Genomic DNA, 12,954 nt, shown 5'->3' on the forward strand with positions numbered 1-12,954 from the left:
GCCCCGCCCGGCGGGGCCGCAGTGCCATGTCCCATTCCCGGAGAATCCATGTCCAGCTCGTCATCGCCAGCCTCCCCGCCGGCCGCAGGTCCGTGGTCTCCATTGACCCAACCCACCTTCCGCATGCTGTGGCTGGCCATCCTGGCCGGCAACATCGGCACCTGGGTTCACGATGTCGCTGCCGCCTGGATCATGGCCGAGAACACCGGTTCGCCGTTCATGGTGGCCGCCGTGCAATCGGCCACCACCTTGCCGGTGGTGCTGCTGGCCATAATCGCCGGTACCTTGGCCGACATTGTTGATCGCCGTCGCTACCTGATCCTTGCGCAGCTGTGGATGTTGATGGTGGCCAGTGCGCTGGCCTTGCTCGCGCATCTGGACATGCTGGGGCCGTGGACGCTGATCGGGCTGACGTTCGCACTGGGCATCGGTGCCGCGATGGCGATGCCTGCGCAGCAGGCCACCACCCCCGAGTTGGTGCCCGCGCCGATGTTGGGGCCGGCGGTGGCACTGGGTTCGTTGAGCATCAACATCGCCCGTGCGGTGGGTCCGGCGCTGGGCGGCTTCATCGTGGCGCGCGCTGGCATCGAGTGGGCATTCGCGATCAACGCGCTGAGCTTCCTGGCGGTGCTGGTGGTGCTGGTGATGTGGAAGCGTGAGCCGCGTGTCTCGGCGCTGCCGCCAGAGAGCTTTGGCACTGCGCTGCGTGCAGGCCTGCGTTACGCCACCCAGGCCAGTGTGCTGCAGGCGGTGCTGGTCAAGGCGGCGGCGTTCTTCATGTTTGCCAGCGCGTTGACGGCCTTGCTGCCCATCGTGGTCAAGAAGGAACTCGGTGCCAGTGCCGGCACCTATGGTTTGCTGCTGGGTTGCATCGGCATTGGCGCGGTCAGTGGTGCCTTGCTGTTGCCGCGCCTGCGCAAGCAGGCCAGCCCCGATACCCTGGTATTCATCGCCACGCTGCTCTATGCCGGCTGCATGCTGGCGCTGGCGCTGGTGCGCAATATGCCGGTCTTGTACGTGGCCTCGCTGATCAATGGGTTTGCCTGGATCACCGTGCTGTCGTCGCTGCAGATCGCCGCGCAGACCTCGGTGCCGGCATGGGTGCGGGCGCGTGCGCTGGCCTTGTACATCGTGGTGTTCTCCGCCGGCATGGCCGTGGGCAGCCTGGGGTGGGGCACGCTGGCGCAGCACACCAGCAGCACCTTGACCCTGGTGATCGCCGCGGCAGGCACCGCACTGGCAGCCGTATTCGGTTTGAAGTTCAAGCTGGCTGCCGCAGCTGACCTGGATACGCGGCCGGCCGGTCATTGGCCGGCACCGTCGGCCGTGCAGGACATGGAGGCGGACAGGGGCCCGGTGCTGGTCACCGTGCAGTACCAGGTGCGCCTGGACCAGCGTGTTGCGTTCCTGCAGCTGCTGCATGAACTTGGCCGCGGCCGCCGCCGCAATGGCGCCGTGCAGTGGGGTGTTGCCGAGGACACGGCCGCGCCGGGCAGCTACCTGGAGTACTTCCTGGACAGCTCCTGGCTGGAGCACCTGCGCCAACACGAGCGGGTTACCGAGGACGAGCGCGCATTGCAGGAGCGGATCTGTGCGCTGCTGGTCGACCCATCCCACAAGCCGCAGGTGCGGCACTACATCGGTGGCATGCCCGGTGCCGACCTGCCTGCCGCCGCCCCGGCGACGATGGTATGAGCGCGCGCATGGATGAAGCGCATGGCGGGTAGCCAGGGCTCGGATGCGGTTGCGGGGATCAGATTTGCCGGATCACGACGAGCGTTGCGGGCGTCTCACACTGCTTGTGCAGTGGCCGGCGGGCTGCGGCTTTGGGACCGCAGCGGAGGGCATCATCCGGGGGGATGATGGACGGAGTTTGGGCTCCGTCCGATGAGGATCCCATTGCCGGCGTGTAGAGCATGTCGGCGAAGCGAAAGCTCAGCCCAGCCGGTTCTTTTGATACAGGGTCACTACGCAGGCGCCGCCCAGCCCGATGTTGTGCTGCAGACCAATGCGGGCGCCTTCCACCTGGCGGTCATCGGCCTGGCCACGTAGCTGCCATACCAGCTCGGTGCATTGCGCCAGCCCGGTTGCGCCCAGCGGGTGTCCCTTGGACAGCAGGCCGCCGGACGGGTTCACCACGACCTTGCCGCCGTAGCTGTTGTCGCCATCGAGGATGAAGCGCTCGGCCTGGCCTTCCTCGCACAGGCCCAGCGCTTCGTAGCTGATCAGCTCATTGCTGGTGAAGCAGTCGTGCAGTTCCACCACCTGCACCTCTTCCGGGCCACGTCCTGCCTGCTCGAAAGCCTGGCGCGCCGCGCGCTGGCTCATGCCATAGCCGACCATGCCCATCATCGACCCGGAAAAGCTGTCCTCGCCATCGCTGGTCATGGCCTGCGCGATGATGCTCACCGCATTGCGCGACAGCGCATGGCGGCGCATGAAACCATCCGAGCACAGCAGCGCCGCCGCCGCGCCGCAGGTGGGCGGGCAGCACTGGTAGCGGGTGAGCGGGGCGTACACCATGGGTGAGGCCATCACCTCTTCCAACGACAATGGCTGCGCAAACACCGCGTACGGGTTGCGGCTTGCGTGCTGCCTGGCTTTCACCGCGATGCGGCCAAAGGTTTCAGCGGCGATGCCGTGGCGTTGCTGGTATTCGCGCCCGGCCGCGCCGAACATCTGCGCAGCCAACGGTGCCTCGCTGCTGCCATGCAGGCCGGTGAGCGCGGCCTGGTGGCGCGACAGCGGTGCGTCGCGATCGGTGAACAACATGCCCAGCGCGCCGGGCTGCATCTGTTCAAAGCCCAGCGCCAGCACGCAGTCCGCCGCGCCACTGGCCACGGCCTGGCGCGCCAGCCACAGCGCGGTGGAGCCGGTGGAACAGTTGTTGTTGACGTTGATCACCGGGATGCCGCCCAGCCCAAGCCCATATAGCGCCCGCTGGCCACTGCAGGAGTCGCCGTAGACATAACCGGCGTAAGCCTGCTGCACGCTGGCATAGCCGATACCGGCATCGGCCAGCGCACGCCGCACGGCGTCACTGGCCATGCGGTGGTATTCGGGGCTGGCGCCCGGCTTGGCGAAGCGGGTCATGCCCACCCCAACCACGTTGACCCGTGAATTCATGCGGTGCTCCGCAAAAGGGGGCAGGGCATCAGAACACCTTCATCAGGCGAACCTGGGCGATGAACTTGTCTTCAAAGCCGCCCTTGCCGTTGAACTCGGTTCCCAGCATTCCGTTGACCTGGAAGGTGGGGGTGAACATGTGGCTGACGAATACCTTGGCCACGTCACCGCGGGCTTTCTGCATGACGTAGACGTCATCGTTCTCCACCTTGCCGCCGTACGTGCCCGAGTAGCCGAACGAGAACGAGGTAGCCGCCGAGACCTGCCGGCGCAGATAGGCCTGCGCCTGCCAGGTCGGGTCCACCGATACTTCCACGCCCTGTTCGCGATGGTCCTTCTGCAATGCCACGTCCAGTGCGCCATCGACGAACCAGCCATTGCCGAAGCCATGGATCACGCCCAGCTGCGGCATGAAGGTATAGGTGCCCGAGCCAAGCCCCGGTTTGCCCAGGTCGTAGTCTCCGGTAGGTGCGGTGAGGTACCAGGTGACGCCAACCGTGGTGCCCTTGGTGGGCTCGGCCGGTGTTGCGAAGAACGTGGTGAAGCCGACCGTGAGGTCACCCACGCCATCGTTGGCATCGGGTTTTGCGCCGCCCACCTTGAAGTTGTCCATGCTGCCGAACGGCAGGAAGGCCTGGTAGGCCACCGGCATGTTGCCGATCTGGCTGTAGTGCAGCACGCGCACGATACCCAGGTTCAGATCCAGGCTGGACTGGGGGATATCGCCGACACCGTCCAGCTGGAACGTGTCGCTGCGGCTGTGGCCGGCATACAGCAGGCCCAGGGTGGTGCCCTTGGGCAACACCGTGTAGTCGGCCGGCATGATGTCGATTGCTGCAGCGGTACCGGTAAAGCACAAAGCGGCCAAGGCAAGGGCGGTGGTGCACGTGCGTGACGACATGTAAGCCTCCAGATGCAGCTGCTGCGGTGATGCCCTGTGTGCCGGGGCCATGCCCGGCGATGGCTCAGGGCAGGGGATGGGCAGCCAGCAAGGCTGCACGGATATCGGGTTTGACGATCTTGCCCACGCGTGACTTCGGCAGCGCCGGCCAGATCTCGATCTGCTTGGGTGTCTTCACCCCGCCAAGCTGCTGGCGGGCGAACGCGATCAGTTCAGCGGACTGGACGTTCGCGCCCTGACGCAGCTCGACCACGGCGACAATGCGCTCACCCCACTTGGCATCGGGCAGGCCGATCACCGCGCAGTCCAGCACGGCCGGATGCGCCTGCAACACCTGTTCAACCTCGATCGAATAAACGTTGAAGCCGCCGCTGATGATCATGTCCTTGGCGCGATCAACGATGTACAGAAAGCTGTCCGCGTCCAGGTAGCCGATATCACCGGTGTGGTGCCAACCGTGGCGTGAGGCGTCGGCGCTGGCATCGGGGTTGCGGTAGTAGCCCGCCATTACCAACGAGCCGCGCACAACGATTTCACCGCGTTCTCCTGCGGGCAGCAGCTGGCCATCGGCGTCCATGATCGCCACCTGCTGCAGTGGGCTGGGGCGGCCAGCCGAGCTCAGTCGTGCATCGACGATCTCGCCATTGGCGTCGTAGTGATCACGCGGGGCCATGGTGGTCACCACCATCGGCGCTTCGGTCTGGCCGAAGAACTGCGCCATCGGCCCGATCCGTTGCAGGGCTTCGCGCAGGCGCTGTGGCGAGATAGGCGCGGCGCCGTACCAGAAGCACTGCAGCGAGCCGAGCTTGGTTGCGTCCAGTTCGGGCTGGTCCAGCAGCATGTACAGCGCTGTGGGCGGCAACAGGGTGTGGGTTACCGCGTGTCGCTCGATCAACTGCAGGAATTCGGCATAGCCGGGGTGGGACATGATCACGATGCGGCCGCCCAGCGCCAACATCGGCAAGGCGAACACGCCCGCCGAATGGGTCAGCGGTGCCAGGGCCAGGTAGACCGGACGGCCTTCAAACGGATAGCACATCAGCACCGTGGCGGTCATGGCCTCCAGGTTGCGCCCGGTCAGCATCACGCCCTTGGGCGTACCGGTGGTGCCGCCGGTGCCGGGCAGCATCACCACGTCGTCGATGACATCGCGCTGGCAGGGGCCGTCGTCCACATCGCGCAGCCAGTCCTGCAGCGCGGGTGCGATGTCCAAGGTTGCATCGATGCAGACCAGGGTGCGCAGCAGCGGCAGGTCCGGCAACATTGCGCGCACCATCGGCGCAAAGCTGCTGTGGAAGAACAGCATGCTGCAGTCGAAGCCGTGCAACACCGCCCGGTTCTCGGCGGCTTCGTTGCGTGGATTGATCGGGCACCAGACGGCGGCGGCGCGTGAAATGCCGAAGACGCAGGCGAAGGCCAGTGCATGGTTGCCGGACAGGATCGCAACCTTGGCACCGGCTTCCACGCCTTCGCGCTGCAGGGCGCGGCACAGCTGGTAGCTGTGCGCCTGCACCTGCGCATAGCTCCAGTCCTGGCCATCCATGCTGAGGCAGCGTGCCTGCGCACCCAGCGAGGCACCCTTGTCGAGGTAGTCACACAGCCGCATCGTCGTTCTCCGGACTCAGGCCTGCACGGTCAGCAGCGGCGCCTGCACCAGGCCGAAGGCGCGCAGCGCACCCAACAGTTCGTGGTGGCCAAAGGCCTGGCATGCCGAGGCGAAGCCGACCTGGCGTGGCGGCTGTTGCAGCAGCCAGTTGGCGGCAAAGGCCTGTAGCAATCCGGTCTGCTTGTAGTTGCAGTTGCCATGGATCACGCAATGCGCGCGGCCCAGCGGTCCGGAGGCATGCACCGAGTCGACCGACTTGTTGATGCGCGGGTTCTCGCGCGGCGGCATGCTGTTCATCACCCCGGATGCGGTGTGCGCAAGTGCGGCGTAGCGCTCTTCTGCCGGCATGTCCTTGGTCGCTTCCAACGCGGCCGCAACAATCTTGGGCACGCCCTGCATCAGCGGTTTGTTGAACACGCCGCCGAGCACGCGCACGTTGGCCACGCGCGGATCGCGGCGGAACCACACCGGGTGCGAGGTACCGCCCCAGGGCAAGGCCAAGGCTGCCTCATGCTGGCCAGGGATGCTGAGCTGGTACAGGCCGGCATCCGGCTCCCACTCGACGTAGCGGTTCTGCTGCAGGTAATAGGCCTTGGACATCGCCGCGTTGACCAGGATGGTCTGGGTCGAGGCGATGGTCGGGCTGCCACCCCAGAACACGGCGATGTCCAGCGTATCCAGCCCCGGCGTTTCCAGGCATAGCTGGGCTGCGATCTCGCCGGTGGTGTACATGTGCGCGATGCCCGGTGACAGCAGCAGGCCGGCAGCGGCGAAACGCGCGCCCCACTGCTCATCCAGGTGGATCAGCCAGTCCTGCTCGCCGGTGGTGTCGGCATAGTGGCAACCGGCCGCCAGGCAAGCAGCAACCACATCCTCGCCGTAGCGACTGAATGGCCCCACCGTGTTGAGCACGACCTTGGCGCCGTCGAACAGCCTGGTCAGCGCGTCGACATCGTGGTCCACGGCGACCACCTCGTAGTCGGCCGTCTCGATGCCGGCCACGTGGGCCTGCATCGCTGCGTGCAGGGTATCTGCGTTGCGTCCGGCAGCAATGAAGGGAATGCCGTATTCGCGCAGGTATTCGCACACCAGCCGGCCGGTATAGCCGGATGCGCCGTACACCACGACAGGTCGTTTATCGCTCATGCTTGGTCTCCAGATCAGTCGTTGTGGTCGTCGCTTACATGCCCATGCCGCCGTCGACCGGCAGCCCGATGCCGGTGATGAAGCGCGCCTGCGGTGAGGACAGGAACACCACCGCCTCGGCCACGTCGCCGACTTCGGCCAAACGCCCCAGCGGGGTCTGTTCGATCACCGCGCCGACGGCCGCCGGCACGTCCGCCGCCAGTCCGTTGCCGACGATGTCGTTGGCCAGCTGCAGGCCCATTTCGGTGGGGATCAGGCCCGGATAGATGCAGTTCACCCGCACGCCGTAGCCGAGCTTGCCGGCCTCTGTCGCGGCCACCCGGGTCATCCGGTCCACGGCTGACTTGGTGCCGGAATAGCCCGCGATGGCGGGGAAGGCGATGGTGGCGGCGACCGAGGCGATGTTGACCACCGAGCCGCCCTGGCCGGCGACGCCCTGCGGCCGCATCGCGCGGAAGGCGTGTTTCATGCCCAACGCGGTGCCGACAATGTTGACCTCGCACATGCGCCGCAGTCCGTCGGCGTCGATGTCGGCCACCAGCGATGTCACCTCGATGCCGGCGTTGTTGACCAGCAGGTCGAACCCGCCCAGTGCCTGCACGGTGGTGTTCACCGCGTGCTGCCACTGCGCATCGTCGGCCACGTCCAGGTGCACGAAGCCGGCGCTGGCGCCGTTGGCGGACAAACCCGCCGCGGTGGCCTGGCCGGCTTCATCGAGGATGTCGCCGATCATGACTGCCGCGCCGGCTTGCGCCAGTGCCTTAGCGATGGCGGCGCCGATGCCGCGTGCGCCGCCGGTGACCAATGCCTTGCGTCCTACCAAGCTCTGCTCGCCCATGTTGTCCTCGCTCCAAGTGAGCTGCGTGCGGCACGGCCGGGATGGCCAGCGCCGGATTGCCAACATCGATTACTTGACACTCGTCCAGCAAAGTTTGGACGGATGTAAAGATATTTTTGGACGATTGTCATGCTGCGCCGCGCAATGGCAGAATCGGCCTTGGGTACACCGTTGGAATCGCCGTGCCGTCATCCCCCCGCGCGCCCCGCAAGGCGGCTGCCAAAAGTCCACCCCGCAAGCCGGCCAAACTGCCGGCTGACAAGTTCGCGCAACGCCGCAGCGAGTTGGCGCAGGCCACGTTGGCGACCTTGGCCGAGCTGGGCTATGCACGCACCAGCCTGCGCGAGATCGCGCAGAACTCCGAATACAGCCATGGCGTGCTGCATTACTACTTCGTCGACAAGCTCGACCTGATCAGCTGCAGCATCCGCGAGTACAAGCGGCATTGCGCCACCCGCTACGACGATGTGATTGCCAACGCGCGCACCGTCGATGCGTTGGCCAGCGGCTTCCTGGCGCGGCTGGGCGAGACCCTGCAGAAGGACGCGCGCGTGCACAGCCTCTGGTACGACCTGCGTTCGCAGGCCTTGTTCGAAGGCTTCCTGCGCGAGGACGTGGCCGAGATCGACCTGCTGCTGCAGGACATGGTCTGGCGGGTGGTGTCGTGTTACGCCGGCTTCTGCAAGAAGCCGCTGCGGGTCACCCCGGAAGTGGCGTACGCGCTGCTGGATGGGTTGTTCCAGCGCGCACTGCTGCAACAGGTCAGCGGCCAGGCCAGTGCCGCCAAGGACCTGCAGAAGCAGGTCAAGGATGTGATGCCGCTGCTGCTGGGGTGAACGGCAGCGGCGCAGACGTCAGCGAAGGATTCAGGCGCGCCGTTGGATCACCGCTGCTGCCCCGGCCGGGGTGTAACGGAACACCGACACCGCCATGGCCAGGGCATCGGCCTGCTGTTCCATGGACCGTGCCGCGGCGCTGGCTTCTTCCACGAGTGCAGCGTTCTGCTGCGTGGTTTCATCCATCTGCACGACGGTGTGGTTGACCTGTTCGATGCCGGCCGATTGCTCCTGCGAGGCCGCGGCGATGCGTCCCATGATGTCAGTGACCTGGCGTACCGAGCCGACGATGTCGTCCATGGTGCTGCCGGCGTGGCCCACCAGTTGCGTGCCGTTGCCGACCTTCTCCACCGAGTCTGCGATCAGGGCCTTGATCTCCTGCGCTGCGGTCGCCGAGCGCTGTGCCAGGGTCCGCACTTCCGAGGCGACCACGGCAAAGCCTCGCCCCTGTTCGCCTGCGCGCGCGGCTTCAACCGCGGCATTCAAGGCCAGGATGTTGGTCTGGAACGCGATGCCGTCGATCACCCCGATGATCTCGGCGATGCGCTGCGATGACTGTGCGATGGCCTGCATCGTCGTGACCACCTCGCCGACCACGGTGCCACCGCGTGCGGCGACATCGGCTGCACCGATAGCCAGCTGGTTGGCGTGCCGCGCCGAGTCCGCGTTCTCGCGCACGGTGGAGGTCAGTTCCTCCATCGAGGCGGCGGTTTCTTCCAGGTTGGCCGCCTGCTGCTCGGTGCGCCGCGAGAGGTCGTCGTTGCCGGCGGCGATCTCGCGCGCAGCGGTGGTGATGCTCAACGAGCATTGTTGGATCTGGTCGACAATGCTGGCCAGGCGTTCGGCAGTGAGGTTGGCATCGAGCTTCATCGCCTCGAAATCGCCGGCATAGTGGCCGTGGATGCGATGGTCCAGGTCGCCGGCGGCCAATGCCCCCAACATGCTGCGCAACTCGCCGGTCGCCGCCGCCACGGTATCCAGCAATTGATTGATGCCCAGCGTGAGCGATTGGATGAAGCCGGCCTGCGCCACCGGTTGCAGGCGCTGGTCAAGATCGCCGGCGGTGGCGGCAGTGACAATCGCGGCCACGTTGTTTTCCAGCAGCAGTTCCTGGGTGCGATCGTGCCACTCCACCGCAAAGCCGCTGCGGCTGCCATCGGCGTGGAAGACCGGGGTTACCACCTGGTTGAAATACACCGGGCCGATCTGCACGCGTCCGTTGTGCTGGCTGCTGAGTTTGTCCAGCATGCCGCGGATACGGGCCGGGTTGGCGTGGAAGCGATGGATGCTGCTGCCGACCAGGTTGTCCGCGTCGAAGTCCGGAAAGGCCTGGCGCAGGTTTTGCTGCTGGTTGCGCAACAACGCGACCACCGAGCGGTTGACGTAGCGGATGATGTGGTCGTTGTCGGCAATCATCATGCCGGTGCGTGAGGCATCCAGCGAGGCGCGGATGCGCGCGTTCTCGTCATGCAAGGTCTGCGCTTGCTGCGCACGCTGTTGCAGTTGTGCCTGCGCGTGCAGCAGGGCCGCTGCCAGACTGCCGGCTGCGAAGCTGGGCTTGGGGGTTGCGCGTTCATCAACGCTCAGCGCAGTGATCAGGGCATGCAGGGTGACGACGGGGGCGCCCAGCATGCGCTGCTGCCGGCGCAACTGCCCGGCCAGCATCAGCAGCGCCGGGATGCCGGCGATCAACACCGGCAGCCACTGCCCGGACCACAATGCCAACCCGGACCAGAGCGCCGCCAGCAACAGGCCCGGCACCAGCAATTGGCGGGCGAGGGGATGGCGAGCAGGTGCGGCAGTGCTTTCGCAAGTAGATGAAGCGGCAAGGGGGCGTGGCGGCATCGTGGACTCCGGGTCAACAGCAACAGCGGGAAGGGGGGAGAGAGGAAAGCTGGGTTCCGCGCAGCACTACCGGCGTCGCCGTCCTGTCGTCGGCGCCCACGCGACAAGGCCCAAGCCCGGTGACACGTCGGGTGGGGCGAGGGCGGCGCTGCGCGCGCAGGGTCAGGCCCGCAGGTGCCGCGGGCGGAGGAGTGGGGCGTGGGGGCATGCGGTGGTGGTGCGCACAGCACCCATTGCGGGGCTGCGGGACTTCATCTCGGTAACGGCTGTACCGGAGTTATCGGCCGCGCTGGGCTCTACTGAACCTTGCGCGGCGATATCGGGTGACTGCTGTCAGTCTGCGTCGGGCAAGCCCGCGATGAACCCTTCGATCACAGCCGCAACCTCGGCAGCCTGGTCCATGTGCACGTGGTGGTGGCCGGGCAGGGTGTGCAGGCGGCCGTCGCGTAGCAGCGAAGCGCGGCGGCTGCGTTGCGGCTCCGGGAAATAGGCCTGTGCCGGCGTTGCGTAGATCACCTGTACCGGGCATTGGATGCTGCTGACCACATCGCAGACCTGTTCGTCGGTCATGCGTACGGCAGTGGGCAGCATCAGGCGCGGGTCGCTGCGCCAGGTCCAGCCACCGTCAACCGCCTGCACGCCGCGCTCGACCAGCAGGCGCGCGGAGGCCTCGCTGAGCTGGTTGACCATCATCCGCGCCCGCACCGGCGCCGCCAGGTCGGGGAACAGGCGCAGTTTCTTGGCGTCCAGCTTCAGCATCGCATCCACATAGCTGCGCAGGCGCTGCACGGTTTCGTCGGCCGGGGCACTCAATCCGCCCAGTGCCTCGATGGAAACCAACCCCAGCACGCGCTCGCCGGCCACGGCCGCCACCATGCTGGCGATCGCAGCACCCATGGAATGGCCGAGCAATACAAAGCGATCCCAACCCAACGCATCGGCGATGGCCAGCGTCTGCACGATGGCATTGGGGGTGGTGTAGGGCGTGGTCAGCGGTTGGTGATCGCTCAGTCCGTGGCCGGGCAGGTCGATCATGGCCAGGTCCAACGATGGCAGGTGTTCGGCCAGCGGCAGGAAGCTGGCGGCATTGTCCAGCCAGCCATGCAGGGCCAGGACCTTCAGCCCGCCGCGTTTGCCTGCACGCAGGCCGGCAACGCGCAGGCCACCGCAATCCAGTTCAAAGGCGCTGGCCGCGGTCACGCTGGCTGCGCCTGGGCGAGTGCGGCCAAGGCCTGTGCATGGGCCTGATCGGCATTGAGGCAGGGGATGTAGCGCATGCGGGCGCCGCGTTCGGCCAACGTGGCGGTGAAGCCCATGGCGACTTCCTCCAGCGTTTCCAGGCAGTCGGTGGCAAAACCGGGGCAGACCACGTCCAGGGTCTTGCTGCCGCTGGCCGCCAGTTCCCACAGGCGCGGTTCGGCATAGGGCTGCAGCCAGCGCTCGCGGCCAAAGCGCGACTGGTAGGCCAGCTCCCAGTCACTGTCGGCCAGGCCCAGCGCGGCGGCGATGGCGCGCGCGCTGGCCTGGCAGCGCTGCGGGTAGGGGTCGCCGGCGTCGGCCAGGCGCTGCGGGATCCCGTGGAAGGAGAACATCAGCTTGTCGGCGCGGCCATGCTGCTGCCAGTACGCGGCGATCGAGTCGGCAACTGCCTGCACCCACTGCGGATCTTCCGCGTAGTCACGGATGGTCTGAACCGTGATCCGGGGATTGCGTGCCTGCCACAACTGCACCTGGTCCTCGATCGAAGCCGTGGTGGTGGTGGAATATTGCGGATACAGCGGCAGCACCACGATGCGCTGCACGCCCTCGGCAACCAGTGCGTCCAGCGCTGGCTGCAACGCGGGTTGGCCGTAACGCATGGCCTCGCGCACCCGCCACTGCGGCAGCTGCGCCTGCAGGCCGAGCGCCAGCTGGCGGGTGTAAACGGCCAGCGGCGAGCCTTCCGGCAACCAGACCTGGGCGTATTTATGGGCCGAGCGGCCACCGCGCAAAGGCAGGATCAGCCCATGCAGCAGCGGCTTCCACAGCAGCGGGGGGATGGACACCACGCGCGGATCGCCAAGGAATTCAGCAAGATAGCGACGTACCGCAGGGGCGGTGGGGGTATCCGGCGTACCTAGATTTACCGCGAGCAACGCGGTGTTGGGGGCGTTGGACATGGCCATATTCTCGCAGGAGAGTGCGCCTGCGGCGACGCAATTGTTCCTATTCCAGCGATAGTCGGGTGGCTTCCCGCTCACTACCGATTCAGAGCCAGGCTCCTAATTTCAGACACTTGCTTTATCTTCTTGCGTATCGACCTACGGAGTTCACCATGCGCCGCCTGCCGTGCCTTGTTCTGCTGCTGTCTGCGGGCCTGTTGTCCGCCAACGCCGTTGCCGGTCCCCAGGAAGACCAGCGCGCCCGCAACGCGGTGCGCGTACTCAACGAGATCCAGAACATCCCGGAGCAGGCTATTCCAGACAAGTTGCTGGACGAAGGCCGCGCGATCCTGGTCATTCCTGACACGATCAAGGCAGGTTTGGTGATTGGTGGGCGCCGCGGCCATGGTCTGATGTCGGTCAAGGCCGCCGATGGGAGCTGGTCCAACCCGGTCTTCGTCAAGCTCACCGGCGGCAGCATCGGCTTCCAGGCCGGCGTGCAGTCCTCCGACGTG

General features: G+C 66.4%; 10 protein-coding genes and 1 pseudogene. 3 read left to right on the forward strand and 8 right to left on the reverse strand.

Translation table 11 applies throughout. The features are described 5' to 3' along the window. The first annotated feature begins 48 nt into the window (after positions 1–48). Positions 49–1,695, forward strand: a complete 1,647-nt coding sequence (locus tag RT460_RS07060) for an MFS transporter (RefSeq protein ID WP_313318015.1) — start codon at positions 49–51, stop codon at positions 1,693–1,695. A 240-nt stretch (positions 1,696–1,935) separates the two neighbouring features. Here RT460_RS07060 and RT460_RS07065 read toward each other — a convergent pair whose 3' ends face one another. From RT460_RS07065 to RT460_RS07085, 5 genes are all read right to left on the reverse strand, one after another. Then, positions 1,936–3,126: a lipid-transfer protein gene (locus RT460_RS07065; protein WP_313318017.1), complete on the reverse strand. Its 1,191-nt coding sequence runs from the start codon at positions 3,124–3,126 to the stop codon at positions 1,936–1,938. Positions 3,127–3,154: 28 nt separating this feature from the next. Then, positions 3,155–4,027 (reverse strand): transporter, encoded by an 873-nt coding sequence (locus RT460_RS07070; RefSeq protein ID WP_313318018.1) that lies wholly within the window; start codon positions 4,025–4,027, stop codon positions 3,155–3,157. A 64-nt stretch (positions 4,028–4,091) separates the two neighbouring features. After that, complete coding sequence (locus RT460_RS07075; protein WP_313318021.1) at positions 4,092–5,633, reverse strand: AMP-binding protein; 1,542 nt, start codon at positions 5,631–5,633, stop codon at positions 4,092–4,094. Between the two features lie 15 nt (positions 5,634–5,648). Beyond that, entirely contained in the window at positions 5,649–6,779 is a 1,131-nt protein-coding gene (locus RT460_RS07080; protein ID WP_313318022.1) for a DUF5938 domain-containing protein, read from the reverse strand. Positions 6,780–6,813: 34 nt separating this feature from the next. After that, the gene (locus RT460_RS07085) at positions 6,814–7,617 is read right to left on the reverse strand and encodes an SDR family oxidoreductase (protein ID WP_313318023.1); all 804 of its coding nucleotides are present in this window, start codon (positions 7,615–7,617) and stop codon (positions 6,814–6,816) included. 182 nt (positions 7,618–7,799) lie between these two features. Here RT460_RS07085 and RT460_RS07090 point away from each other — a divergent pair, with 182 nt between their 5' ends. Next, entirely contained in the window at positions 7,800–8,453 is a 654-nt protein-coding gene (locus RT460_RS07090; RefSeq protein WP_313318025.1) for a TetR/AcrR family transcriptional regulator, read from the forward strand. 30 nt (positions 8,454–8,483) lie between these two features. Here the strand turns inward: RT460_RS07090 and RT460_RS07095 are convergent, their stop codons facing one another. From RT460_RS07095 to hemH, 3 genes are all read right to left on the reverse strand, one after another. Next, positions 8,484–10,298 (reverse strand): methyl-accepting chemotaxis protein, encoded by a 1,815-nt coding sequence (locus tag RT460_RS07095; protein ID WP_313318027.1) that lies wholly within the window; start codon positions 10,296–10,298, stop codon positions 8,484–8,486. A 333-nt stretch (positions 10,299–10,631) separates the two neighbouring features. Further along, entirely contained in the window at positions 10,632–11,498 is an 867-nt protein-coding gene (locus RT460_RS07100) for an alpha/beta hydrolase (RefSeq protein ID WP_313318029.1), read from the reverse strand. Continuing rightward, a complete protein-coding gene (gene hemH / locus RT460_RS07105) occupies positions 11,495–12,457 on the reverse strand; it encodes a ferrochelatase (protein ID WP_313318030.1) in 963 nt (320 codons plus the stop codon). The genes RT460_RS07100 and hemH overlap by 4 nt, the downstream gene beginning before the upstream one ends. A gap of 155 nt (positions 12,458–12,612) precedes the next feature. Here hemH and RT460_RS07110 point away from each other — a divergent pair. Beyond that, positions 12,613–12,954: pseudogene (locus RT460_RS07110) on the forward strand (lipid-binding SYLF domain-containing protein); the annotation flags it as partial.

Source organism: Stenotrophomonas sp., from assembly GCF_032061965.1.
Taxonomy (GTDB): Bacteria; Pseudomonadota; Gammaproteobacteria; order Xanthomonadales; family Xanthomonadaceae; genus Stenotrophomonas.